This window comes from Flavobacterium jejuense (assembly GCF_006491595.2).
GTDB classification, from domain to species: Bacteria; Bacteroidota; Bacteroidia; order Flavobacteriales; family Flavobacteriaceae; genus Flavobacterium; species Flavobacterium jejuense.
This window is the reverse complement of sequence record NZ_VEVQ02000014.1, coordinates 1-25,903: the sequence shown is the minus strand read 5'-3', so window position 1 is coordinate 25,903 and position 25,903 is coordinate 1. Positions and strand designations below refer to the sequence as shown.

At 29.9% G+C, this 25,903-nt stretch carries 21 protein-coding genes, 1 tRNA gene and 1 pseudogene; 11 read left to right on the top strand and 12 right to left on the bottom strand.

Annotation, left to right across the window (positions count from 1 at the left end; genetic code table 11):
* The first annotated feature begins 172 nt into the window (after positions 1 to 172).
* The 10 genes and pseudogenes from rplM to FIA58_RS17205 all read left to right on the top strand — a co-directional run bounded on the left by rplM (position 173) and on the right by FIA58_RS17205 (position 10,518).
* On the top strand, positions 173 to 628 hold the full coding sequence (gene rplM / locus FIA58_RS17250; protein ID WP_140963945.1) for a 50S ribosomal protein L13: 456 nt from the start codon (positions 173 to 175) through the stop codon (positions 626 to 628).
* Positions 628 to 1,014, top strand: coding sequence for a 30S ribosomal protein S9 (gene rpsI / locus FIA58_RS17245; protein ID WP_140963944.1), 387 nt, complete (start codon positions 628 to 630; stop codon positions 1,012 to 1,014). Before rplM ends, rpsI begins: the two co-directional genes overlap by 1 nt.
* Positions 1,015 to 1,190: 176 nt before the next feature.
* The gene (gene rpsB / locus FIA58_RS17240; protein WP_140963943.1) at positions 1,191 to 1,955 is read left to right on the top strand and encodes a 30S ribosomal protein S2; all 765 of its coding nucleotides are present in this window, start codon (positions 1,191 to 1,193) and stop codon (positions 1,953 to 1,955) included.
* A 141-nt stretch (positions 1,956 to 2,096) separates the two neighbouring features.
* Positions 2,097 to 2,921 carry a translation elongation factor Ts gene (gene tsf / locus FIA58_RS17235; RefSeq protein WP_140963942.1) on the top strand — a complete coding sequence of 275 codons (825 nt, stop codon included), beginning with the start codon at positions 2,097 to 2,099 and terminating at the stop codon, positions 2,919 to 2,921.
* 92 nt (positions 2,922 to 3,013) lie between these two features.
* Positions 3,014 to 6,682, top strand: coding sequence for a TraB/GumN family protein (locus FIA58_RS17230; RefSeq protein WP_140963941.1), 3,669 nt, complete (start codon positions 3,014 to 3,016; stop codon positions 6,680 to 6,682).
* Entirely contained in the window at positions 6,683 to 7,237 is a 555-nt protein-coding gene (locus tag FIA58_RS17225; protein WP_140963940.1) for a DNA-3-methyladenine glycosylase I, read from the top strand.
* Between the two features lie 198 nt (positions 7,238 to 7,435).
* Positions 7,436 to 8,521: pseudogene (locus FIA58_RS17220) on the top strand (RHS repeat-associated core domain-containing protein); the annotation flags it as partial.
* Positions 8,522 to 8,532: 11 nt separating this feature from the next.
* On the top strand, positions 8,533 to 8,862 hold the full coding sequence (locus FIA58_RS17215) for a hypothetical protein (RefSeq protein ID WP_140963938.1): 330 nt from the start codon (positions 8,533 to 8,535) through the stop codon (positions 8,860 to 8,862).
* A 160-nt stretch (positions 8,863 to 9,022) separates the two neighbouring features.
* Positions 9,023 to 10,063: a hypothetical protein gene (locus FIA58_RS17210; RefSeq protein WP_140963937.1), complete on the top strand. Its 1,041-nt coding sequence runs from the start codon at positions 9,023 to 9,025 to the stop codon at positions 10,061 to 10,063.
* A gap of 2 nt (positions 10,064 to 10,065) precedes the next feature.
* A complete protein-coding gene (locus tag FIA58_RS17205; RefSeq protein WP_140963936.1) occupies positions 10,066 to 10,518 on the top strand; it encodes a hypothetical protein in 453 nt (150 codons plus the stop codon).
* Positions 10,519 to 11,493: 975 nt separating this feature from the next.
* On the opposite strand, the gene FIA58_RS17200 is transcribed toward FIA58_RS17205, so the two are convergent.
* The 6 genes from FIA58_RS17200 to FIA58_RS17175 form a co-directional block, all read right to left on the bottom strand.
* Positions 11,494 to 13,599, bottom strand: a complete 2,106-nt coding sequence (locus tag FIA58_RS17200) for a peptidylprolyl isomerase (RefSeq protein ID WP_140963935.1) — start codon at positions 13,597 to 13,599, stop codon at positions 11,494 to 11,496.
* A gap of 96 nt (positions 13,600 to 13,695) precedes the next feature.
* On the bottom strand, positions 13,696 to 14,964 hold the full coding sequence (locus FIA58_RS17195; RefSeq protein ID WP_140963934.1) for a hemolysin family protein: 1,269 nt from the start codon (positions 14,962 to 14,964) through the stop codon (positions 13,696 to 13,698).
* A gap of 237 nt (positions 14,965 to 15,201) precedes the next feature.
* A complete protein-coding gene (gene lptC, locus FIA58_RS17190) occupies positions 15,202 to 15,711 on the bottom strand; it encodes an LPS export ABC transporter periplasmic protein LptC (RefSeq protein ID WP_243754695.1) in 510 nt (169 codons plus the stop codon).
* Between the two features lie 55 nt (positions 15,712 to 15,766).
* Positions 15,767 to 17,137: a tetratricopeptide repeat protein gene (locus FIA58_RS17185; protein ID WP_140963931.1), complete on the bottom strand. Its 1,371-nt coding sequence runs from the start codon at positions 17,135 to 17,137 to the stop codon at positions 15,767 to 15,769.
* A gap of 23 nt (positions 17,138 to 17,160) precedes the next feature.
* Entirely contained in the window at positions 17,161 to 18,411 is a 1,251-nt protein-coding gene (locus tag FIA58_RS17180) for a hypothetical protein (RefSeq protein WP_140963930.1), read from the bottom strand.
* Positions 18,404 to 19,141, bottom strand: coding sequence for a type III pantothenate kinase (locus FIA58_RS17175; RefSeq protein ID WP_140963929.1), 738 nt, complete (start codon positions 19,139 to 19,141; stop codon positions 18,404 to 18,406). Before FIA58_RS17175 ends, FIA58_RS17180 begins: the two co-directional genes overlap by 8 nt.
* 103 nt (positions 19,142 to 19,244) lie before the next feature.
* Between FIA58_RS17175 and FIA58_RS17170 the strand changes: the two genes are divergently transcribed.
* A tRNA-Phe gene (locus tag FIA58_RS17170) sits at positions 19,245 to 19,317 on the top strand.
* 49 nt (positions 19,318 to 19,366) lie between these two features.
* On the opposite strand, the gene FIA58_RS17165 is transcribed toward FIA58_RS17170, so the two are convergent.
* The 6 genes from FIA58_RS17165 to FIA58_RS17140 all read right to left on the bottom strand — a co-directional run.
* Positions 19,367 to 20,716, bottom strand: coding sequence for a tail fiber domain-containing protein (locus FIA58_RS17165; RefSeq protein WP_140963928.1), 1,350 nt, complete (start codon positions 20,714 to 20,716; stop codon positions 19,367 to 19,369).
* A 162-nt stretch (positions 20,717 to 20,878) separates the two neighbouring features.
* Positions 20,879 to 21,376 carry a hypothetical protein gene (locus FIA58_RS17160; protein WP_140963927.1) on the bottom strand — a complete coding sequence of 166 codons (498 nt, stop codon included), beginning with the start codon at positions 21,374 to 21,376 and terminating at the stop codon, positions 20,879 to 20,881.
* Between the two features lie 2 nt (positions 21,377 to 21,378).
* Positions 21,379 to 22,338, bottom strand: a complete 960-nt coding sequence (locus FIA58_RS17155) for a phage tail protein (RefSeq protein ID WP_140963926.1) — start codon at positions 22,336 to 22,338, stop codon at positions 21,379 to 21,381.
* 11 nt (positions 22,339 to 22,349) lie between these two features.
* The gene (locus FIA58_RS17150) at positions 22,350 to 22,877 is read right to left on the bottom strand and encodes a hypothetical protein (RefSeq protein ID WP_208022829.1); all 528 of its coding nucleotides are present in this window, start codon (positions 22,875 to 22,877) and stop codon (positions 22,350 to 22,352) included.
* Positions 22,877 to 24,055 (bottom strand): hypothetical protein, encoded by a 1,179-nt coding sequence (locus tag FIA58_RS17145; protein WP_140963924.1) that lies wholly within the window; start codon positions 24,053 to 24,055, stop codon positions 22,877 to 22,879. The genes FIA58_RS17150 and FIA58_RS17145 overlap by 1 nt, the downstream gene beginning before the upstream one ends.
* On the bottom strand, positions 24,055 to 25,903 hold a 1,849-nt coding region (locus FIA58_RS17140; RefSeq protein ID WP_140963923.1), incomplete at its 5' end, for a type II secretion system protein GspD. The genes FIA58_RS17145 and FIA58_RS17140, both read right to left, overlap by 1 nt.

The following is a 25,903-nucleotide window of genomic DNA, read 5'->3' as shown; positions in this document are numbered from 1 at the left end:
ATCAAGTTTAATAATTAATATTCATTCAATTCCTAAAACTATTTACTATCAATCTATTAATGAAAAAATAAAATGAAAAATATTATTACACTAGCATTTGTATTTATAATAAATAATTGTACTTTTGCACTCCCTTAATTGGGAATGGAATGTTTAATTTAAATAAATTATTGTGAACACATTAAGCTACAAGACTGTATCTGCAAACAAAGCGACCGTTTCAAAAGAATGGATAGTTGTAGATGCTGAAGGTCATAACTTAGGTCGTTTTGCTTCAAAGGTCGCTATGATCTTAAGAGGTAAATACAAACCAAGTTATACACCACATGTTGACTGTGGAGATAACGTAATTGTTATCAACGCAGAAAAAATCAACCTTACTGGTAACAAGCTTGACGATAAAATCTATATGCGTCATACAGGTTACCCAGGAGGACAAAGAACTTTAACTGCTAAAGTACAGCAGCAAAAAAACCCAGCTATTTTAGTAGAAAAAGCTGTAAAAGGAATGTTGCCTAAAAATAAATTAGGTGCTGAATTATTCCGAAATTTAAATGTATTTGTAGGTACTGAGCATACTCATGGTGCTCAAAAGCCTAAAACCGTTAACCTAAACGATCTTAAGTAATGGCAGTTATCCACAAAATCGGTAGAAGAAAATGTGCTGTTGCACGTGTTTATGTTACAGAAGGAACAGGAAAAATCACTGTTAACAAAAAAGAATTTACAACTTACTTCCCTACTGCTACTTTACAATACAAAGTAATGCAACCGTTAGCAATGACAGAAAATGCAGAAAACTTTGACGTAAAAGTAAATGTTTATGGAGGAGGAAGTACAGGACAAGCAGAAGCTGTAAGAATGGCTTTAGCTAGAGTTATGTGTGAAGTAGAAGCTGAAAACAGAGCTATTTTAAAACCAGAAGGATTACTAACAAGAGATCCTAGAATGGTTGAACGTAAGAAATTTGGTCAGAAAAAAGCACGTAAGAGATTCCAATTCTCGAAACGTTAATATTCGAATTTTATCCGAATATTTTTTCAACAGATTATTACAATTAAAATTGAATTTAAACAAAGTTGTCGATATTCCTTGTAAAAAGGGAATAGTTTAGCATCTAAATTCTCAAGACTAACTAGTAAAGTGACTACTTGAAAATTGCTATAACACGGAACGTAAACTATTACACAATGGCAAACAAAATTGACGTTAAAGAATTATTAGAAGCAGGTGTACATTTTGGACACATGACTCGTAAATGGGACCCAAACATGGCTCCTTACATTTATATGGAGCGTAATGGTATTCATATCATTAACCTATATAAAACTGCTGCAAAAATTGAAGAAGCAAATGAAGCCTTGAAAAAAATTGCAGCATCAGGAAGAAAAGTATTATTTGTAGCTACAAAAAAACAAGCTAAAGATATCGTTGCTGAAAAAGCAGCAGCTTGTAACATGCCTTATATCACTGAAAGATGGCCAGGTGGTATGCTAACAAACTTCATCACTATCCGTAAAGCGGTTAAAAAAATGGCTTCTATTGATAGAATGAAAAAAGATGGTACTTTCAATACTCTTTCTAAAAAAGAAAAATTACAAGTAGATCGTCTACGTGCAAAATTAGAGAAAAACTTAGGTTCAATTTCAGACATGTCTAGATTACCTGCTGCTCTATTTGTAGTAGATGTTAAAGCTGAACATATCGCAATAAAAGAAGCTCAAAAATTAAACATTCCAGTTTTTGCAATGGTTGACACAAATTCGGACCCACGTCCTATTGATTTTGTTATTCCAGCAAATGATGATGCTTCTAAATCAATTGAAAAAGTTCTAGGTTTAGTTTCTAACGCTATCATTGATGGCCTTTCTGATAGAAAGTCTGAAAAAGATGAAGAGCAACCAGTTAAAGAAGTAGCAGCTGCACAAGCTCCTAAAACTGAAACTGAAGAATAAATACTATAAATTCCAAAAATAAAATTCCAAATTCCGAAAGAATCAAAAACTAATGTTGATGATTTAATAAAATTGGAATTTGGATTTTATGATTGGAATTTCTTTTTTTTACAAAAAATTTAATCTTAAAATAAAAACAATATGGCAACAATTACTGCTGCAGACGTAAATAAATTAAGAACTGCTACTGGTGCTGGTATGATGGATTGCAAAAAAGCACTTGTTGAAGCAGATGGAGATTTTGATTTAGCTATCGAAAACCTTCGTAAAAAAGGACAAAAAGTAGCTGCTAATCGTTCTGATAGAGAATCTACAGAAGGTGCTGCAATTGCTGTTGTAAATGCTGACAAAACTGCTGGTGTTGTAATTACATTAAACTGTGAAACTGATTTCGTAGGAAAAAATGAAAGCTTCGTAAAATTAGCAACTGAAATAGCAAATCAAGCATTAAACTTTGCTACTAAAGAAGAATTATTAGCTTCAGATTTCAATGGAATTACTGTTGCAGACAAATTAATTGAACAAACTGGAGTAATTGGAGAAAAAATCGAAATAGGTTCTTTTGAAAGATTAGAAGGAGCTTTCGTAGGTTCTTACATTCATGCTGGTAACAAAATTGCTGTTTTAACTTCTTTATCTGCTAATGTAGAAGGTGCTGAAGAAGCTGCAAGAAATGTTTCTATGCAAGCTGCTGCAATGAACCCTATCGCTTTAAATGAAGCTGGTGTTGATGCTGCAATAATTGAAAAAGAAATCGAAATCGCAAAAGAACAATTAAGAGCTGAAGGTAAGCCAGAAGCTATGTTAGATAATATCTCTAAAGGTAAAATCCAACGTTTCTACAAAGATAATACTTTAGTTAATCAAGATTATATTAAAGATGGTTCTATGAATGTTGCTACTTACGTAAAATCAGTAAATGCTGATTTAACAGTAACAGGATTCAAAAGAGTTGCTTTAGGATAGTTTTTTAACTTACTTAATTCAATACAAAACCTCAATCAGGCTTCTGATTGAGGTTTTTTTATAATATATTTGTTATAATAAATTATGTCACTTTGAAAAAAACCGCCCTAACCTTAACTCTATTCATTTATAGTTTTCTATTTGCTCAAACAGAAAACAGCATGCTCTGGGAAATAAGCGGTAATGGTTTGCAAAAAAAGTCATACCTATATGGAACAATGCATGTAAGCAATAAAGTATCTTATAATCTATCCGATTCCTTTTTCGAAGCATTACTTAATGCAGATATAGTCGCTAATGAAAGTAATCCTGAAACTTGGGGAATAGTTTCCGAATTAATGAAAGAAAAAGAATACATCTATTCTGATCAGTTATACAATTCATTTTATATAAAACCTATAAGTAAAAAAAACGTTCTTGCAATTTTTAACAACAAAAGTCATTTTTTCTATAACTATTTATCTCTTTCTGAAACTAAAAATGCAGATCATGAGGAAAATGCTGTTTTAGACATGTTCATAAGTCAAGCTGGAAGAAAATATGATAAAGAAATAACAGGTCTTGAAGATGCTGTAGCATCTATGATTCCAATTCTTCAAATTAATGCCAATGATGCTACTCCTAAAGAAGAAAACATTCAACTTTTATATAAAATACTAAAAAGAAAATCTTTTGGTGAAGCTACAGTAGATTACTATCGAGAAAAAAACATAACCATATTAGACTCTATTTATAAGCTTGCCTTTTCTAAAAAAGCACATGAGGCTTTAATTATTAATAGAAATAAGGTAATGACAGATAGTATTTCCTCAATCTCCAAAAGAGGTAGTTTGTTTGCAGCTGTCGGTGCAGCACATTTAGCTGGCAAAGAAGGAATTATTAACTTATTAATTCAAAAAGGATATACAGTAAAACCTGTTTTTAGTCAATTGACTGAAAAAGGTGAAAAACAGAAGAAACAAATTGAAAATTTCTTTAAAAAACCCAATTTTTCAAATTATATAACTCCAGATAAAATGCTGGAAATTCCATTATTAACTAACGAAATTACTGCAGAAGGCATCATTGGCTCTCCAGATTATGCAAATGGTGGTCTAATTCGTATTATCCGTAATAATCATAATTATTTTATAAAAAAGGATTCTAATTTTTACAATCCTAAATCTCTAGATAGCTTATTTTACGAAAACATTCCTGGAACCATACTCAATAAAGAGTACCATGAAAAAGAGGGCATTTCTTATTATGATATTAAAAATATCTCAAAAACAGGCAACAATCAACATTATCGTTTTTACATCACTCCTCTAGAAATCATTATGGTCTCTATGTCTGGATTAAATAATTACACTACACTTTTTGAAAGTGATGTTTTTGAAAAAATAAAATTGAAGAAAATTTCAAATACTTGGGAAGAATTAGATGAAAAAAAAGCCTCTTTCAAAGTAAAATTACCCAGCTTTTATTCCATTCGTGAAAACGACAATGAAAAAAGTAATAGTCATACTGTTCAATCGTATTTAAAACAAGATAGCAGTTTTTATTTTGTAATGGAAAGAAACTTAAACGATAATCGCACCTTGGAGAACACTCAATTTGAACACAAGCAAATTCATTATCAATTTTACTTGCAACACAATATTGATTCTACCAAAACTGTTTTTAACAAAAACACTTTCTTGTCAGAATCTAAAATTGGAGCCAAAAATATAAAATTGAAATCGGTAATTTCTGGAAATAAATACTACTTACTTGGTTCTATAAATGCTTCACCAAGCAATAATGAACTGTTTTTTAATTCTTTTGAACTAAAGAAAAACAGTTATACCGATTCTTTTATAACTTATTCAGATACGATTGCTCATTTTAAAATTGATATTCCTGAAAATCAAAACAAGAAATTATTTTTAAACATTAACAAAGACAAAATAAATGACAATCCTTTGATGGCTAAAATCAGTGACTATGACTTTAAATCTCAAAGTGGTAAAACAGTATCTCTTGAATATATTAAATTCCATGAATATGAAACTTTAAAAAACATCGATTCTATTAAACACTTTTTTAAAGATTATGTTTTAGAAGTAAGAAATAATTTATTCCATTACAACACTTATAATCCATATAGACATAATGATTATGAAGAATATAGTACCAATAAAACCTCACTATTAAATCACTCTATTTACACAAAAACAGGATTTACCATTTCTTCATGGTCGAAATTATTCCAAGAAAAAGAGGAACCAAAAATCATATTGGAAGAAAAAGAAAAATTTGAAAAAAACACCTACACTTATGAAGCATTAGTTTCAACAAAAAAAGCGACTCAAGCTGTTAAATATAAATTAATATTCGATACCAACAGATACTATATTTTACAAGCTTTAGTACCAAAAGACTATAAAAAAGAAGATGTCTTTATTGAGAAAGCATTTAACACTTTTAAGCCATTACCATTTAAAGGTGCTAATTCTGTATTTGATACTAAAATAGACCGTTTTATTGAAGATGCTTCTAGTAAGAATGATACTTTACGTAAAAACACATTTAGTGCCATATACAAACTAAAAATCACTGAAACCGATTTCGATAAAATAGCCAATTTCATTTATTCATATGATTTCAAAAAAAGTGAATTACATGCAAAAAACAACTTAATAAAAGAATTGGGAAATCTTAAAAACAAGAAAGTAATTCCTTTTTTAGAAAAAACATACAAAGAAGAGAAAACCAATTCCGAAACACAAATTAACATTTTAATAGCACTTTCAAATCAAAATACAAAAGAGAGCTATCAAAAAATAATTGAACTTCTAGAATACGACTTACCTCTTTCTGATAACAAGTATGATATTACTAGTATGTTTACTAATTTTAGTAGAAATCAGGAAAATGCAAAAGAACTATTTCCTAGTATTTTTCAGTTTTACAGCATTAAAGAATATCAAAATCCACTCCTAGAATTTTGCTATGAATTATTAGAAAAAGACTTAATTTCCGTAAAAAAAATAAAAGCGTATCAAAAAATGATTTTGACCAATGCGAAATTGGAGTACAAAAGAATTAAAAGTTGGAAAACCAATAATATTTTGGAAGAAGAGGAAAAAAATCCTGATGATTATTATGAAGAAAATGCTCCTGTGGAAGACATTATCACCTTTCTAAACATCATATACAAGTATCCAAAAGATAAAAATCGTGAAGAATTTATTGCCAAAATAAAAGCTCTGGACATTGAAGAATTAAACTTGGAATTAATGCGCTTAAATTTTGTAAATAACAACATTTCAAACGAAACTATAAAAAAAGGTCTAAATAATCCTAAAACTACTTTTATCACAATACAATTGTTAGCCAATAGAAACATGTCATTTAAAATCAATAATGACAGTATAGCAATTGCTGCCCTGCATAACTTTTATGAAATAAACAAATCCGATTCTGTAACTTTTATCAAGAAAAGAACAGTCGATTATCAAAAAGAAAAAATTAGCTTTTATTTTTATACAGTAAAGAAAAAAGAGAATACAGTATTTACCAAAACCTTAAAAACCATTGCCTTTTTCATGAATGGAAAAGAGATAAACCCTTTAGCTTACACCTCTTTTTATGATAGAACCATAGAAGAAGATGAAGATATAGAGAAAAAAATAGAATCTATTATTAAAGAATCGCTAGACAATACTCATTTTAGAGCCAGTTATGAAAAAGAAAAAGAAGAAAATTATAATACCAACTATTTATACGACGATTTTTAAATGAAAACAAGATGTGCTTGGTGCGAAAAAGACGATTTATATCGCAATTATCACGATAACGAATGGGGAAAACCTGTTTATGACGACCCAACCCTATTTGAATTTTTAATCCTTGAAACCTTTCAGGCTGGATTGAGTTGGTACACTGTTCTAGCAAAACGCGAAAACTTTAGAAAAGCTTTTGATAATTTTGACGTAAAAACTATAGCTAACTATTCTGAAGAAAAAATAGAACTTCTTTGCCAAGATGCTGGAATTATTAGAAATCGTTTAAAAATAAAAGCAGCTGTTTCAAACGCACAAGCCTTTATTAAAGTACAAGAAGAGTTTGGCAGTTTTTCAAAATACATTTGGGCTTTCGTAAACAATGAACCCATAGACAATAAACCCGAAACCTTAAAAGAAGTTCCAGCCACTACTCCACTTTCAGATGCTTTGAGTAAAGATTTAAAAAAACACGGGTTTAAATTTGTAGGCTCAACAGTAGTGTATGCACACATGCAAGCTACTGGAATGGTAAATGATCATGTTGAAAATTGTTTTACTAGAACATAAAAAAAATACACAAAAAACATCTCAAAAAAATACCTATATTTGAGATAACAAAACGTTCTTACAAATAGCATAAAAAAAGCCCGATTTTAGGTCGGAAAAATGTCGAAAAGCGCCTAAAAGTGCATTTTTTAGCATTTATGAAAAGTTGTTACATATTGTAAACATTGATGTTAAGCACATTTTGACTACTATCCTTTTGGTCAGTTACTGCCTGGAAGGTCACATGCAGATCCTTCGCAGGATTACAGGTATGGTTTCCAAGGACAGGAAATGGATAATGAGTTAAAAGGAAGAGGAAATTCTTTAAATTATACTTTTAGAATGCACGACCCAAGAGTGGGTAGGTTTTTTGCAGTGGATCCTTTAAGTAAATCTTATCCTTGGAATAGTCCTTATGCTTTTAGTGAGAATGATGTTATTGCTTCAGTTGAACTGGAAGGATTAGAAAAGGTTCCAGTTAATGAAACATGGGATATGAATGAAGATGAGGCAACCGCATCAGATGTAGAAAAAAGTAATGTAGATTTATCAAAACAGTACAAGGGGATGATTGATGGAAACCTAGTAACTGCATGGAAATTATCTAGTGGTGCTAATAAGGGTAATTATGTAGCTTCTGTTCTAGATAATTATTCAGGTCAAAATTATCCTGGAGCACCTCACTATGTTATTGGAGGAGATATGTTTTCTGGTAATGGTTTTAATATAGAATCTACATCTGAGGGTGCATATAAAAATATGCTAGACTGGAATTCTTCTTATGGAGATATAATTCATTCAGGAATATTAGAATTTACTGTTCCTACTGATGCTTTATGGGGGTTAATAAAAAATGAAGGGCAACAAGCTTATGAGGTTTCTTACAACATTCATATGCTAACAGCTTGGAACGATAATGGTGAACCTACAGTAGGTTTTGATTATGAAGTAACAAATATAAAATCAACTTGGGAATCTCATTCTTTAAATATAGGTGCCTATAGTTTATTAGCTGGAGATCAAGCTTATAGATTATTTGCTGGATTAAAATTTAAATGGTTAAGAGCAAGTGGTGGAGAAATAAATGGTTTCACCTTATCAAAAGGTACTGGCTACGGGGCAAAACCGCGTTTTGATTTTCATGAATTAGGACACCCTTCAAAAGCAAGTAATTCTATGTCTATTCCAAATTTTTTAAGAAACAAAAAATTATTTCATTATCATAGAGGCAGAGGTAATAACCTTCGTAGACATAGACCATGGGAAAAAGGATGGAATGACGGGAGTTTTTGGGATAGATTTTAAATATTTAAGATATGATTGAAAAAGATTTTTTTAAGTTTTATATTCCTGCTTTAGAATGTGCATTATCATCTACCAACATAAACGATGGTTTTAATTTATTATCACCAGATGCATATATTAAAGATGAAAAATTGAGAAATCAAATGGATTTATTTGAAGAAAATAATTTCTACAAACATAGGTTGTTATTTGAAAATGTAGCATTGTATTTTGATGCAAAATCACATGGTTTTCCAAAGATAAATGGAATAGAGATTGAAACTTTTAGATTGAATTTAAACCAAATAATTTCGGAATATAAAAGGTTATATCCCCCAGCTGGTCCGAGCGTCTTTAAATAATCGTTAGCGCTACCGCGAGCTTCTAGCTCGTGGACACAAAGAATATAAAAAACAAAAAGCAACTTTTAGAAGAGTTGCTTTTGTTGTAATCATAAAAAAACTATTTTTACGACACGTTCATACAAATAAATCTAGTGGTAAATACACATCTTCTTTTGGAATGACCTTGCCAGGTCGCACGCACTCAAGCACAGCCTACCGTTACGGCTTCCAAGGACAAGAAAAAGATGATGAGTTAAAAGGGGAAGGAAATTCTTTGAACTATACTTTTAGAATGCATGATCCAAGAGTGGGTAGGTTTTTCAATAAAGATCCTTACATGCACTCATTCCCATGGAATAGTCCATATAGTTTTAGTGAAAATAGAGTTATTGATGCAATTGAATTAGAGGGTGGAGAGAAAAAATTTGTACGTTGTTATTGGGATTTACATCAAAATGGTGATTTATTTGTGTCTAAAACTGAGACTTTTATGGTTGAAGGTAATGATCCTTTAATTGAAGTTATGGTTTGGAATTACGTTCCTGGGCATGAAAAACCTTTTTTTGAAACAAGTCATTATCAGAAGAGATTTATGGGTTTAAAAACATCTGCTAATTATGATTACACAGATCCCATTTCAATGGCTCAAAAAGATATTGAAGACAAGACTTGGATTGATGAACAAATGGAAATAAGAGGTTTTGATCCAATACATAGAATGTATCTAAAAGCCCAAATTAGAGCGAGAGATTTAAATGCTGAGGATAATTTTATGGCAAAAGAGCATTTTTATGATAGGTTAGAATTTGCTATGAATGTTGGAGGCTATGTATTACCTTTTTTGACTCAGTTAAAGAATATGAAAGTCAAAAGTCTTTTTCATAGTGATAATGTTACTATTTTAAAAAATTTACTAAAAAAGGATGGATTTAAACCTAAGGATTATAAAGGAACATCAAATGCTGAAGAGTATATTTTAGAAGTAAAAGCAGGAAATAGATATAGTGTTGTTGTTAATTATGGAGGAGGCAGACATGGTGGTAAAATTGCTAAAAATCCATATTATTACAAAATAACAGGTCCGAATTATACTCCTACGAAAATTATTGATCCTAAAAGATATGCAAGGAGTGAATGGATTAACCAAAGGAAATGGAGAATAATTGATGGAAATACTGGAGAGGTTTTAAAAGAAGCAGGAAAAATATTATCAAAATAAAGATGGATAAACATAAGATTTTAAGTTTAAAAATTGAAGATGATCGAGTAGGAGACTTTGTATTAGGAATGTGTTTTGACTCTTTTGAAAATAAATTTCTCAAACCTGACTATTTTTATTATGATAAATTTTTAACTGTAAATAGTGTTTTTCCATCAAAGACTAAATATGTCTTTTTCGATAGTATTTGTTGTTGGTTTGACGTTAAGTTTGGTAATCTTGAAAGAATCGATTTATATAATGATTTTAGTGGTGTCTATAAAAAGACAGTCTCATTAAATAAAAAACTATCTTGTATTAAACAGTTAAAAATTGAGCTAAAATATGATGAAGATTGTGTAGAGTTAATAAATGATTGGAAATTATATATTGTTGTTGACGAAGATTTAACAATATTGAATTCAATTGAAGATATTTATAATACAAAAATTGAGATGATTACTTTGAAGTTATAACCCCCAGCTGGTCCGAGCGTCTCTAAATAATCGGCATCGCTACCGCGAGCTTCTAGCTCGTGGACAGAAAGAATATAAAAATATAAAGCCACATTATTGTGGCTTTTGTTGTTTAAAAAATAGTCATCAAAGCATATCTTAAGCAAACCTGTTTTTAACTGCTTACCATAGTAACCTACACTAACACACTTGTTACCTATGCTAATACACTAGTAACTAGTGTCACTTACACTTGTAACCTGCTCTAATACACCTGTAACTAATATCACTTACACTTGTAACCTACACTAATACACTTGAAATTAATATCACTTACACTTGTAACCTACGCTAATACACTTGTAATTAATGTCACTTACAGTAGTAACCCCAGTTGGTCCGAGCGTCTCTAAATAATCGGTAACGCTACCGCGAGCTTCTAGCTCGTGGACACAAAGAATATAAAAACAAAAAGCCACAATGATGTGGCTTTTGTTGTTTTGAGTTATTATAAAATTAATAGAAGTAATTTATTCAATAAAAAGTTTTAAAAGCAACCAACGTCTTTTCTAGCTCCGATTGTAGCAAGTTACCGTGTAACGCGGAAAGCGGGTGGGATTTTGTACTGAAATACTTTTGTGATGCTCCTAAAATTATACTTTTCTGGTTTTTAACCAACCTGTAATACTCAATCGTTCTCTTTGTACGGATTTTTACTTCGTGTATTAGTAGTTGGTTTTCACAAAAATGACCATTCTGTCTTTTAAAGGAAAGGTTTGTGGTTTCATCTGCTTTACAAACAGATTTAAAACCTACTAAGAGAAGCCTAACAAAAGTATTCATTGCTTTACCTGAACCAAACTGGGTTTATTACCAACTCTTCTTAGAAGGCTTTAAAATCATTTTTACAATAGGGTTTGTTTTTTACTAAAAGACATAAAAAAATCCCTTCTTTATTCAAGTAAGGGATTTTGATATTTTAAGCCATTTATTTGATTAATATTTAGCTCTATTATCAGTTATGTCAGCTTTGTCTTTTAAAGCTTGGTAAACTCTTTGTTGAGCAGAATTTGCTTCTTGTGATTGTTTCTGTGTAATTAAAGTAGAGTAATCTTTAATTTCTGGTGCATTAGTCACTTTTTTAGTTTTAATCATGAAAACACCACCATTACCAACAATTAATCCTGAAGTTTTTCCTGCCTCTAAATCAAATGCAGTCCCTACTACTTTTGGTTCAGAGCCTATATTTGTAATTGTAGGATTTCCTAATGTTACGTCACTAACACTCATTACAGAACCTCCTGTTGCTTTTGCTACATTTTCTAAAGTAGTACCTGCCATTTTCTTTTTAATTTCTTCTGCTTTTTTCTCATTCTTTAAGATTAATCCAACAGATTGTCTAGCGATATCCATACTTAATAGACCTGTTTCATTTGTGTTTTTTAAAATAGCTACTACGTACCCTTTTGCTGTTTCAAAACGCTTAACATCTCCAGCATTGGTATCTTCATTAAATGTCCAACGAATAATTTCTCTTTGCGCTCCTAAGCCTTGTACATACTCATCTGAAGCTTTTAAATTAGTAGCTGGCACAATTGTTAATTTAGCCGTTTTAGCTACTTCTTCAAAGTTTTTACCAGTTACATCAGATTCAAATTGACTAGCCTTATTATAGTTCTCATCAATTGTTTGTTCTGATGGCTCGATTTTTTTAGTTATAGTTGCTAATTGAACAGCGTCATATTTTGCTAATACTTTAATAACATGGAAACCAAAATCTGTTTCAACAACACCAACAGTTCCTACTGTATTATCAAATACAAAGTCATTGAAAGTTGGCACCATTTGACCAGGAGTAATGTTATCATACTCACCACCGTTGTTTTTAGATCCTGGATCATCAGAATTTGCTGAAGCTAAAGCAGAAAAACTGTTTGCGTCTGCTTTTACTTGAGATAATAAACTATTTGCTAATGCTTTTGCTTCTTCTTTAGTTCTTGTAGCAGAAGAACTTTGTGCACCTTCATAAGCTAATAAGATATGACTTGCTTTTGCACTTGCATTAGATTTCCTTCCCATCATTCTAGATAAAGATTGATAGCCGTTATTCACATAAGGTCCAAAAACTTCACCATTTGTCAAGTTAAATAGTTGTTCTTGAAATTCTACTGGAAGATTACTTTTCGCAACATAAGTAGAATCAAAAGGTGTTTCAGATTCTTTATTTACGAAATCTGCAACATTTTCAGCTTTAATATCTTTAAAACTAAGAATAGAATCATTTCCATCAACACTTCCATTTACATATCCGTAAAATTGAGTTTCCAAATCTTTCTCATCTTTTTCAGAAGGTTTGTTTTCGAAAAACACATAATCCACATTTCTTGTGAAATCTGATTTGTATTTTTTTGTATTTTTCTTCATGTAAGCCATGATTTCATCGTCTGAAACTTTAACTTGATCGTCATTAACTGTTGAAAAAGATACAGTAACATAGTCAAAATCTACTTTTTTAGTATCTAAGACATGTTTGAACTTCCCTTCAGCTTTAGTTGTGTAAATTCCACCTTTAAGCATGTTGTAATACAATTGCTCTACAGCTGATTTTTCAACTTCTTTTTCAAAATCTTGCCATTGCATCCAACGTTCTTGGTTAGGATCGTTTTTGATAGATTTTACAAATTCTTTAAACTTATTTTCATCAAATGTTCCTGCTTCATTCAAAAACTGAGGATTTTGAGCAAAATAAGGATTAGCTTTAATTACATTGATTAATTGTTCTTTACCAATACCTAAACCAATTTTTTCTATTTCTTCATTTACTAAAATGCTTCTTACTTCTTGTTCCCAAACAGAGTTCATTGCCTGAGTAGCACTCATAGATTGCCCTTGTTGACTTTGCTGACTTTGTTTTTCAAGTTGAGCTGTCTTTTTCATAAACTCTTGAGCAACAATATCCGTACCATTAACTTCTCCTACGTTGTTGCTGTTTATGCTAAAACCACTTTTAAATAACTCCGGAATTATGAATGCAAATAATGCAAAACCAATAATAATGATAAGTAATCCAGAACGTTTTCTAATATTATTTAAAACTGCCATTTTGTATATTAATTTAATTCAGTGGGCGAAAATACAATTATCTATTTAATAATAAAACAGAAAAGTTATAATTTCTACTAATTTTTTATGATTTTTTTATTGTTTTTCCTCTAAAATTGAAAGTCTGACCAATTCTATCTTTTTATTTGAGGCAGAATGTATCGTTATTTCAAAATTTTCAATTTTAATTTTCTCTTTATTTTGAGGGATTTCTTTCGTGTTATGAACGATAAAACCTCCTAATGTACTGTATGAATCTGTTTCAGGTATATTAAGATTGTATTTTTGGTTGATAAATTCTACATCTAGTCTAGCTGAAAAAAGATAAACGTCTTCTTCAATTTTTTCATCAATTAATTCTTCATCCAAATCGTGCTCATCTTCAATTTCTCCAAATAGCTCTTCAATAATATCTTCAACAGTAATAATTCCAGATGTTCCCCCATATTCATCTAAAATTACCGCCATACTTTTTCTTTTTTTTGTTAAGATATCTAATAAATCTTTAATATAAATGGTTTCAGGAACATATTCAATAGAAATCATTACTGATTTTATTGTTTTTGGTTTTTTGAATAATTCGAATGAATGAACGTATCCTAAAATATCATCAATGGAATTTTGATAAACAATAATTTTAGAATAACCAGTACTAACAAATAATTCTTTTAATTCAGAAACAGAATCCAAAATATCTACACCAGAAATCTCTGTCCTAGGTGTCATAATATCTCTAGCTTTCAAATCAGAAAACTCTAATGCGTTTTGAAAAATTTGTATTTCAGAATCTATTTCATCATGTTCTGAAAAACTATTCATCTGTTCACTAATATAGTTACCCAATTCTACTTTACTAAAATAGTCTTGTACTTGATCTCCATCTGTTTTAAAGAATTTTTTCAAGATAAAATCGGAAATCCAAATGATAAATTTTGAAACCCAAAAGAATAATTGGTAAAATAAATAAGCAGGTGCTGCAAATAATTTAATAAACGAATTGGCATAAATCTGAAAGAAAACTTTTGGTAAAAATTCAGCTGTCATTAAAATTATAGCTGTTGATAATAAGGTTTGAATTAAAAGATTTACAAAAGGGGACAATTCGTAACTAAAAGAAATTATCCAATTCATTAATAAATCTCCTGAATAAATACCATAAATTACTAAAACAACATTGTTTCCAACCAACATTGCTGTTATGAACTGTGAAGGTTTTTCTATGAGTTTAGATAAGATTTTTGCATTAAAATTGTTCTGTTTCTTTTCAATAGACAAATAGACTTTATTGGAAGAAACATAAGCAATTTCCATACCTGAAAAAAAGGCTGATAAGAGTAAACAAATAACGATGATGGCTATTCCCATACTTTACTTTTGACCATTTTTATTGTAAAATCTTCTTTTAAAGAAAGCCATAAATATTGCCAAGACTACAAAAAAAACACTAAGAATATAGTTTTGATCATTTTGATATTTCACAAAAGCATCATAAATAAAAAAAACAGCAAAGACCATATATGCGTACTGAATATACTTTGTATATTTCATTTTAATTAATTTTTACCAAAAATAATAAATAAAATCGACAATAGTACAATTGTTTTATTCTTCAACATTATTAATCTCACCATTACTGGTTTGCATGTTGAATATTTTGAAATCTTTACTGAAATCTACACCTGGACCTTGAAGAAACCCACCAGTGCCATCAGAATATTTGAAGTGCTTTTCAGTAAAAAACCATTCGTTTTTTTGATCAAAATATAATTGAGGTGTTTCCAATTTTTTTCCATCATAAGAGGTTATGGTTACTTCCCCTTGTAAATCAATTATATCTGTTTTTTTATAAGTAATTGCGTAATTCGATTCTATTATTGTAGTATTATTGTTTTCATCAAACATTGTTACTACGACACCTTCTGGAAATTCGGTAAATGCATTTTCTATATTGCTATAATCAAGCATTTTTTTACTCGTTAAGATCGATTTTACACGTCCAGAATCGGTATATTTTAAATTAATAGAATCAGCTTCACCAGAAGGCAGAAAAGAAGAACGATTGAACTTTTGCACATCTTTTAAAGAGCCCTCACATGAAAAAAATATAGTCATGACACTAAGTATCATGACTATATTAGATATGCTATTTCTATATTTTTGATTCATCCTATAATGAAGGAACTGTTATACTTTCTCCAACCCAACAATTGAAAGAAATTCTTTTTCCAGACATATTTCCACTAGGATGACTGAATATTTCTGTTTTAGATGGAGCTGATGCTCTATATCCAGCAGCCATTTTACTTGCAGTTGCTTTTAATGAAGAATCTGCAATAGCAGCCTTATCACAATAGCTAGCAGCTAACCAGTAAATCGCTCTTTTTTCAAATTGATCTTTACCACAATCATTAATACTTCCTCCATATAACTGAGCAATTAATAGATAAGCTTTACCATAAGATGGTTTTACAGCTAATGCTTTTCTTGCGTAATTACGTGATTGACTCTTGTTTGATTTTGAATAAATAGAAGCTATCTTCATGTAAACATTTGCTTTTTTAGTATTGTCAGAATACATTTCAGCAGCTTTATTAAAATATTCAATTGCTTTCGCAGTATTTTTCTTTTGGTATTCTACCATTGCTTGTTTTTCATAAGCAGGTGCACTTGGGTCAACTTTAAGAAGTGCTTCAGAGATTTTTGAAAATAACGGATCTTCATCACATTCTTTTGCTTCTAAACGATCTGCAGCTCTTAATAACCAAACTTTATTTGTTTTGTTTTGTTCAAATGATTTTTGATAGAATGGTATTAACTTATCACAAGTAGATAGTTGCACTATGATACCGTCCATACTTGAGGTAACAGTTGCAATATCTTCTAAATTTGACTCATATCTACTTTTTACTTTAGCCTCTTTAGTATCTAATTCTTGTCCAGCTTCTTCTTTAGCTATTAAAACATCTTTAGCATCAGAATATTCTTTTTCAAGAGCAGTTAATTTTTCTAAAATATCATCATATTTATCAAATACTTGTTGTAGTTCTATTCCTTTATTTCCTGCTTCATAATCTTTTACAAATATTTCAAAATATGCATAAAGACCTCTTGTTGAATCAAAATTTGCTTTATCATTAGTAAATGCCTTGTCGAAAAGGGAATATTTTTCCTCATTTGTACCAAGTTTGTAATTAAACAAAGCTAACCCTTTTTTCATATCAACTCCAGCTCCTTCACTTGGGAAATATTTATAATTCTCTTCGTAAAAGCTCATTAAATCACGCACATACTTTTCTTTTTCAGCACCAGTTGCTTTGTCTATTTTTTGTTTGATTGCAAATTCACCATAAGAGTAAATTCTTTTATCAAAAGACGGGCAATCTTTTCTTAAAGTTGTTAAATAATCGTATCCAGCAGGATCTTTAGCTTTAACTGATGAAGCCATTAAACTTAGCGTTTCCGTACACGCTTCGTTATTTTGAGCATTTGTAAAAAACCCAATAGTTATTGCAAATAATAAAGATAATTTAGTTTTCATTTTATAATTATTCTAAAAAATTACTAATCAATTTTACGTTTCTTAAACCATTTATCACTTAATGATAACCCAACACTAATGTTGAAATAGTTTTCCCTAATTAAATTATTGTACTGAGTTCCTCTAACTCCCATTTCAAAGCCTAAATCTATTTTAGAGAACCCTAGTGGTAATCCAAGTCCAAAATTCATGCCATAATCTTCAATACTTTGGTCTTTAATGACTAAACCAATATTCTCATACCTAAAACCAGCTCTGTAAACCACTCTACTTAAGTAACTTGAATATGAATCAAATTTTGGGATATAATAACCCCCTATAACGTATTTTTGAGAGTCCTCATATGTCCCATTATTAAAATCATCAAATCTATTTACTAACTGACTATTCTTCTGAAATGTAACTTCTGTTCCTATCAACCATTTATTTGTTTCCCCAATCCCCAGTCCAACTGCTAATTTAGAAGGAATTTTCAAATTTGTATCATTTACAACAACATCTTCTTGATTATTAATGTTCTCTGAACCACTTGAAGAATAGGTAACTGTTGCCAAATTTCTTTCATTTTTAGATGTTAATTTAGCTTCAGGTGAATAAGTTAAACTTGCATATAACTTGTACTTATCTGTAATTTTTCTGTTATACAAAGCACCAAAATTAAAAGATGTTCCTGTAATTCTAGACGAATTTCTTTCTCTAGACTGCAATTGTAATATTGAAATTCCTTCAATGGTCTCTGTGTCAATATTACCAAAATTATATTGTAGATCAACCCCTAAACTTAAATTTTTATTCACGCTATATGAACCTCCAACAAAAAATCTGTTAATATTTCCTTCTCCAAAAGATGTTTTATTTGTTTGGTTACCAAATTCGTCTTCCCCAGAATTTGATATATTATAACCTACAGCACTGAAAGGTATAAGTCCAAAAGAAGCTCCGAAATCACCCATTGGAATACCAACAGCGATATAATCCAAACTCGTGCTTTTTGCTTTTTCTTTTTCAGACTCATTTTTTAAGTTTGAAAAAGTAGTCGTCCCACCAACAGCAAAAGAAGTTAGTCTTAATGAAGAGTAAGATGCTGGGTTTAATAAATTTAAACTAATACTATCTCCTTCAATACCTAAACCACCCATCGCTCTAGAACTCTCCGTTCCTCTAAATTTCACTTCTCCTAATCCATAAAAAGAATATGGTGAAGAAGTATTCCTTTGAGAAAAAGCAATAACACTAGTTAAAAGTGTTATACAAATTATACATTTTTTAATCATTTTGTGTTTGTACATAATTAAATAATAAATTCAAACTTTCTAGTAAAAAATTTGAATTGGCAAATATGGTGCTTTTTAATCTTTTAGCCAAAAAATCTGCATCTCCTCCTGTTAAAATTATTGTTAAATGTTCATATTTATGAAAATATTGGGTAACAAAGCCCTCAATTTCATACACTAGTCCATTAACTATTCCTGAATGGATAGATTCATCTGTTGAAATTCCAATAAATTGATTTATATCTTTTTTTTCTAATAACGGTAGTTTTGCTGTGTAATTGTGTAAAGCTTGATATCTAAGATTAATTCCTGGAGAAATAGCTCCTCCTAGATAATAATTATTATCATCAATAAAATCATAAGTAACACATGTTCCCGCATCAATGATTAAACAATTTGAGTTTGGATACAATAGATTTGCTCCAGCAGCTAAAACCATTCTATCAATTCCTAACGTTTTAGGAGTACTATATAAGTTTTTAAAAGGAAAAATTAATTCATGTGAAACGATTATTAATTTTGAATGTGCATTTATGTATTCTAAACACTCTTTTTCTAATTTTCCTACCGAAGATGAGATGGAAAACTCAATAGTCTTATTTTTTTTTAAAATTTTTTTAAAATTTTTTAAAGCGTCTTCTTTAGTAAAAACAAATTTTTCAAAAAGTGTATTTTGTTCAAATACAGCACATTTAATTCTTGTGTTCCCTATATCTATAGTTAAAAGCATGTTTCGTTTTTTGAGTTAACAAATATACAAATTGATTTTTTTAAAAAAATGTTTTGGAAATTACAAAAAGGGTTCTATATTTGCACTCGCTAAAACAAAGCAAGGTACCTTAGCTCAGTTGGTAGAGCAATGGACTGAAAATCCATGTGTCCCTGGTTCGATTCCTGGAGGTACCACAAAAAAACCACTCAATGAGTGGTTTTTTTTATTTATATTGTTACAATTTTATTCTTTTTTTGAAGATAATAGTTGTTTCATGTTTTCAATTTCTTTAGCCAAATTGGTGTATTTGTTACTCAGTTCTTCGATTTTTGTTTCTTGATTTTCAATGATGCTTTGTTGCTCTTTGGCTACTTGAATTAATAATGCTGAAATTTTAGAATAATCAACACTTTTATAGCCGTTTTTGTCTGTACTAACTATTTCAGGTAAAACAGCTTCTATTTCTTGAGCAATCACCCCAATTTGGAGAGATTGGTCTTTTTTATCTTTCCACTTGTAATAATACCCGTTAATTTGATTTAATTTATCTAAAGCGTTATCAATCTTTTTAAAATTGGTTTTCCAACGACGGTCACTAAAAGTATTCCAAGCATTAGAACGAGCCACAGTTCCATCTCCAGAAACCCCTACATCGAAGTTGCCATTTATTTGTAAATAATCGTTGTCAAATTCTCCATAAATTAATGGAGAAGTTGTATTGGAGTTGTCGATATATAATTTATTACTTCCTGTCTCATTTCTCCCTGATGAATATCCTACAAATACATTTCCTGAACCTGTCGAATTTTCACCTGCATAAAATCCAAGTAAGGTATTATTGCTACCATTTGGATTGTTTTTACCTGCGTTTGCTCCTAAAGCAGTATTATAAGAACCAGAAACATTAAATTCTAAAGTTGCAATACCTATAGATGTGTTAAATGCACCCGTTGTCAATAATCTTGAAGCAAAAGTACCTACAGCGGTATTACCATTTGATGTGTTGCTGTATAAAGCGGTTCTACCTAATGCTACATTTTGAATGCCATTTACATTTAAATATAAAGCATGACTTCCTACAGCTGTATTAGAATTTGTAGTTAAATCATCATTTGCTCCTGCATTTAAACCTAAAAATGTTGAATGCCCCGTATTTGCAACATTTATTCGACCATTATTCATGTTAAAGAACTCAATTCCAGTAGTTTTAAATCTTATAATATCTTCATCTGCAGATGCTTCCACTTGAATTTGAGTATCTAAATCGGCATCTATAATTTTAGAAATAGTGCCTGTTTTTTGTAAACCAATCCAAGTTGTAGTGGCATTATCCCAATAGTAAAAACCTGGATTATTTGTACCAACTACAGTGGTTAAATAGACTAACATAGCATTTTGATCTGCGGTTGGGTTGCTAGAAGGGAAAGTATCAATTCTTGGAATTAAAATTCCATCTTCGTTTGTAGGATTTGTAGCATCGTTAATTTGAATATCCAAACTCGCTTTTGGACTAGTTGTATTCACTCCAACTTGCGCAGTTACAAAATTAAAAACATTAAAAAGGAAAATAAAGCAGCCAATTTTTTTCATCATGAATATTTATTTTAAAAGCTTGCAAAATAAATATTTAAAATAAAAAATATACTACTAAATATGGCTAAATATGGCAATGCTACCCAATTGCTACCCAAACAAATCAAGTATTAATGATGCGCTAATTAGATTTATATATAAAAACGAAACTAAAATTTAGTACTAGCCTTTATTTTTTTTGAAACTTCTTGTCTCTTTATTAAAATGGACTACAATCGAATCTTTATATATTTTATTTATTATAAGTCCATCAATATTATCATTCAGCCTTACACGTTCTAAGCGATTATTTATTTTAATCAATATAAGTTCTTCTTTTTTATCTTTTGATTTAATATAGCCAAAATATTGAACACTGGGAAATAGAATACCCTCTTTTGGTTTCGGATCTATTTTGGGTTTTGGAATTGTAATTGTCCTTATTGTTTGCTCTTTAGGTTTTGAAAACACTTTATTTAAAAAAGGATCTTTAGTTAAGGGTTCTAAAGCAAAAGTATCTTTCTTTATTATTGAAATTGCATTATAATTATAGTCATTAGAAAGATTTATAGCAATTTCGTCATTTCCAAAAAAGCGATTAATATACTTATAGCTAACTGTTCCCCACAAGGAAAGTACTACAATTATCAAAACTATATTAATCGCTTTCTTGGTTTCCATTTTTAATTAATTGTCAATTTATATCCAGAACTGTAAGCTCCTGTATTTAAAGCTGCGTCTTTTGCTCTAACTCTCCAATAATAAATCCCAGCAGCAGTAAACGATTGCTGAAAACTCGTTACTGAAACAGGAGAAGACTGTATAATGGTGGTAAAATTAATATCAGAAGCAATTTGTATTTCATAAGAAATAGCAGATTGTATAATTCCAGAATCTAATGGAATGGTCCAGCTAAAACTAACAGTCTGATTTATAGTTTGTGAAGTATTATTTGCTGGCTGATTATTTTGTGGCTGATTTGGAACAACTGTATCTACTAAAAAATTCCTAGTAGAAAACTGTGTTTCTGTACTGGTTGTATTATTATAAGCTTTCACTTTCCATGAATATTGTCCATCTCCTGTTATATTTGAACTATTTAAAGTAATATTTGTTGCTGTAACATTGTTATCTGTAAATGCAATATTTCCAGAAGTTGTATTAGTAACAAGAACTTCATAATAATCTGCTGCTGTCAAAGTTTCCCATGAAAGTGTTATGCTATTCTGATTCGTTGCAAAAGTACTTGAAGGAGCAGATAAAATGACTAGCTGATTTGTTAAATCTTCTGATTCATTAACATCAAAAGTAATAGGGAAAGTATAAGTAGATTCATAAGCAGAATTTTCTCCTCTTACTCTCCATTGATAAGTTCCTTGAATTAAAGGAAGGGTTACTGTGTTTGTATTTACCAAAGTGTCAAATACTTGAAATTGATTTCCTGTATATATTTGTACACGATAATCATCTGCTCCATCTAAATGATTCCATTGAAATGTAGCAACATTACTTTCAATAGTTATGCCTTCAGTAGGATATACTATTTGTACTATGTCATTGGTAATATCTTCTTCTAATATATCTTCGCAGGAAAAAGATATTGCTATTAATCCAATTAGTATCAATTTGTTTATTATTTTCATCTATTCTAAATTTATTTTTTTGATTTCATCTCGTAATTTTGAAATAGTATTTTCAAATGTAATATTTCGTTTTTATTATTCTTTTTAACAGTGTAATAATTTGTGCTTACAACTCTTGAAAAGTTAAATTTTGTTTCAAAATCATAAGCTAGTCTCATTAAATCATTAATATTTCCAGTAACATCTAACTGATTGGTGTAAATGGAATAATTTTCACCTTCAAACATATGTATAGCCTGTAAATCATTAATAGAAATTCCTTGATGTTGTGTTGAAAAAGCAATGACTTCTTGTTGTACAATATCTCTAGCAATATTTTGGTTACCTAAATACTTATCATAGCTAGCAATTTCCATTGCTAAAAGCTCTAAGTTTTCAGATTTACTTGCTATATCATTTGACCGTGCTGTAAGTTCTTTATTTTCTTTAAAAACTTCAATTAAGTTTTTAAAAGAACGCTTGTATGCAGTATAAGTTAGCATAAAAAACACTATCATTAAAGCAATGCATTTTTGTTTATATGTGTACTGTTCAAACATTATTTAATGAGAATTTTTAGACTAAACAGTGTATTGTTTCTTTTGTCTTTTTTTAAGCTTTCTAATTCGAATTTAGCTATCCAGTCAAATTTTTTTAAATTTCTTAACCAATTATTAAATCCATCTTCGTCAATTGTTATTCCTTTTACCAAGATAACTCCTGGAGTAATTTCTACTTTTTCATTATGTTTTACTACTCTTTGTAAAGGAGCACTATTTAATTCATTTAAAGAAATAGAATTAGGTATTGATTTGACGATTTCGTAAGAATAATACGATAAAAATTTATCGGATAAAAAACCTGAATCTTTGATTATTTTTTCTTTGTCTTTTTTTTGTTCTTCTAAAGATATTATTCGTTGATATGCTTTGTTTGAATAAACATTCTGAATATTTAATTCTGCATTTTTTGAGGAATAATGTTGGATTAACAAATAACTAATTAGTAAGGTTACTAAAAAAACAACTAACATAGTCAATCCAAATGTTGAAAAAACTTTCCTATAGACTACTTCATCTATTGACTTATTTTTCCATTCTGATTTTGAAACCGACTCGTTTTGAACAAAATAATGTAATGCTATACCATATAAAGGCAATGTGTAATTGGAAACCAAGTTTTCACCAATAGTATAATTCAAATCAGGAATTGACTCTAGTTTTGTAAAGTTAAGCAATTCATTTTGCTCCAAATTCAAGCTCAAATTACCTGAAACTATAATATTTGTATTTAAGTTATCAGCTAATAAAACAGAAAGTAGAGAACCTGTATAAACCTCAATTATTTGTATTTTTTTACTTTCCAAAATTGCCAACCAATCTTCTACCACATTTTTTCTGCAAAAACTCATAAAAATGTTGTTTTTCAGAGTATAACTAGTGTGATAAATAGAGTCGAAATCAATATTTTTTTGCCAAGCCAAATCAATTTCGCTGGTAACGTCTATCTTTTTATTTAAAACACCTCTTACATCAACTGAAAGTATAACTGGTATTTTTACATCAATAACTTCTATTAGAGAATTAAAATTTGTAAAAGATTTATTTTCTATTATATCCAATTTATCTTTCGTTTTTTTAAACGTAAGCAACGTATATTTCTCAGTATCGGCATCTTGAAAGATACCCACAACTTGAATACAGTTAATTTTGAATATTTTAGAAAGAATAGTTATCATTAATAAACTATTGTTGGTTTAATAAAAATATGTAATTTCGAATTCCCTTTCGCTTTCTTTTTACTACTAAAAAACCATTTTAAAATCGGAATTCTAGAGATAAGAGGTACACCAGTTCCAGAATTTTCTCTTTTTAATTCGTCTAAACCTCCTAGCAAAACCATTTCGTTGTTACGAACCCTTACTAACGATTCAAACTGTTGAGTTGCTTTTCCAGGAGGAGCATTTTCTCCAGCTCTTCCTAAAAAAGAACTTTTTTCTACATTAATACTCAAAGTTACATTTTCATCGGTTGAGACAAAAGGTTTTATTTTAACCGCTAAGTTGGCCTCTGTTGGTTTCCAAGTTCCAGATTGCAAAATATCACCACCATTTCCTAGATTATTATTTAAAATACGGTTGTTTTGTTCAAAGTAATAATTAGTTTCACCAATGGACAAAGTCGCTTCATGACCACTTAAGGTTGCAATTTTTGGAGTAGATTCAATTTTGATTATGGAGTTGTTTTCTAATACTTGTAAGTTCAAATAAAAAGCGTCAGTAACTTTTCCAAGCTTAATGAATCCTAAACCATTAAAGGCATCAATTAAGTTATTAACGGATGAACTTCCTAAAGTCATATCAGTTGTTGGGAATAAGACACCACTAGTTTGTGCTTTATTAATTTTATCCAATCCTGCTTTTAAACCCGTTTGAATGTCATAAGACTTGTTATATTGCACAATAATGACTTCAATTTGTACCAATGGCACAACTTTGTCTATTTGCTTAATATATAATTTTAATTCTTCAATAGTTGATTTGGAACCTGAAACTATTAAGGAATTCAATTCAATAAATTCTTTGATCTCAACCTTATCATTAAAAATCTTTGGTAACGACTGTAAAACGGATTCAATTGAACGGTTTTCTAAAGGAATAATTTCAGTAGAGCGCAATCCTTCAGTAGATTGTTCTCCAATGATATAAAAACCTTCTTGATTTCTGTAGGTGTATTTTTTTCCTTTAAAAATATGATTTAATAAGTCATCAAACGTAATTTTATTGGCTAAAAGTGATGTTTTTTCGTTCTCAGGTTTGTTGTAAATAAAGTAATTAACGTTTAATTTTTCAGCCGCTTCAATTAATAAATCGGTTGCGTCGGCTACATTGGCTTTTACTGTTAAAAAACCTTGATTATCAACTTCAATGTCATAGAATCCTTCCGATCCAGAAGCTGGTTTAGATTTGTTTCTAGATGAATTTCTGTTGTTTGAATTTATAGTATTGTTTGCTTCTTTCGGCTGGTTGTTTTTTTCCAAATAATAAAACCCATTATCGTCTTTAGTAGCAATTAAATCATTTGATTTGGCCATCATTTCAATCACTTGATCAAAAGGGCGATTTAAAATATAAGAGGAAACTTTTAACGTTTTAATATCTGGAGCTAAAACTACATTTTTACCCGATTTATCAATGATAGCTTGAGCTACTGCAGGCAAAGAATCGTTTTCCAGTTTAACCGATAAGAAATCATTTTGCGCATTGTAACTAACATCAACAACTTTAAGTTCTTTTTTTACAATGATTGGCACTTCTTTTCGTTTCTTAAATAGGATGATATTACTCATAAAAGTAGCTTCCAAATCGTATTTTTGGACTAAAAACAAAAAGATATCTTTCACAGTAACATCATGAAAATTATTTACAACAGGAGTATTCAAACTGTTATCCACACTCACGTTTAATTGATGTTCTTCAGAAATTGCTATAATTAAATCATATAAAGACAATCCTGAAACATCTATCTTAACCACTTCATTGATTCCCGGTTTTACCTTTGAAAACTCGTCTAATTTTATACCCAAC

Coding starts and splice junctions, on each gene's coding strand:
- FIA58_RS17185 (WP_140963931.1), bottom strand. CDS start 17,137: ATGAAAACTAAATTATCTTTATTATTTGCAATAACTATTGGGTTTTTT.
- FIA58_RS17225 (WP_140963940.1), top strand. CDS start 6,683: ATGAAAACAAGATGTGCTTGGTGCGAAAAAGACGATTTATATCGCAAT.
- rpsB (WP_140963943.1), top strand. CDS start 1,191: ATGGCAAACAAAATTGACGTTAAAGAATTATTAGAAGCAGGTGTACAT.
- rpsI (WP_140963944.1), top strand. CDS start 628: ATGGCAGTTATCCACAAAATCGGTAGAAGAAAATGTGCTGTTGCACGT.
- FIA58_RS17200 (WP_140963935.1), bottom strand. CDS start 13,599: ATGGCAGTTTTAAATAATATTAGAAAACGTTCTGGATTACTTATCATT.
- FIA58_RS17215 (WP_140963938.1), top strand. CDS start 8,533: ATGATTGAAAAAGATTTTTTTAAGTTTTATATTCCTGCTTTAGAATGT.
- FIA58_RS17145 (WP_140963924.1), bottom strand. CDS start 24,055: ATGATAACTATTCTTTCTAAAATATTCAAAATTAACTGTATTCAAGTT.
- FIA58_RS17195 (WP_140963934.1), bottom strand. CDS start 14,964: ATGGGAATAGCCATCATCGTTATTTGTTTACTCTTATCAGCCTTTTTT.
- FIA58_RS17210 (WP_140963937.1), top strand. CDS start 9,023: ATGACCTTGCCAGGTCGCACGCACTCAAGCACAGCCTACCGTTACGGC.
- lptC (WP_243754695.1), bottom strand. CDS start 15,711: ATGACTATATTTTTTTCATGTGAGGGCTCTTTAAAAGATGTGCAAAAG.
- FIA58_RS17180 (WP_140963930.1), bottom strand. CDS start 18,411: ATGATTAAAAAATGTATAATTTGTATAACACTTTTAACTAGTGTTATT.
- FIA58_RS17175 (WP_140963929.1), bottom strand. CDS start 19,141: ATGCTTTTAACTATAGATATAGGGAACACAAGAATTAAATGTGCTGTA.
- FIA58_RS17160 (WP_140963927.1), bottom strand. CDS start 21,376: ATGGAAACCAAGAAAGCGATTAATATAGTTTTGATAATTGTAGTACTT.
- FIA58_RS17150 (WP_208022829.1), bottom strand. CDS start 22,877: ATGTTTGAACAGTACACATATAAACAAAAATGCATTGCTTTAATGATA.
- tsf (WP_140963942.1), top strand. CDS start 2,097: ATGGCAACAATTACTGCTGCAGACGTAAATAAATTAAGAACTGCTACT.
- FIA58_RS17165 (WP_140963928.1), bottom strand. CDS start 20,716: ATGATGAAAAAAATTGGCTGCTTTATTTTCCTTTTTAATGTTTTTAAT.
- FIA58_RS17155 (WP_140963926.1), bottom strand. CDS start 22,338: ATGAAAATAATAAACAAATTGATACTAATTGGATTAATAGCAATATCT.
- FIA58_RS17205 (WP_140963936.1), top strand. CDS start 10,066: ATGGATAAACATAAGATTTTAAGTTTAAAAATTGAAGATGATCGAGTA.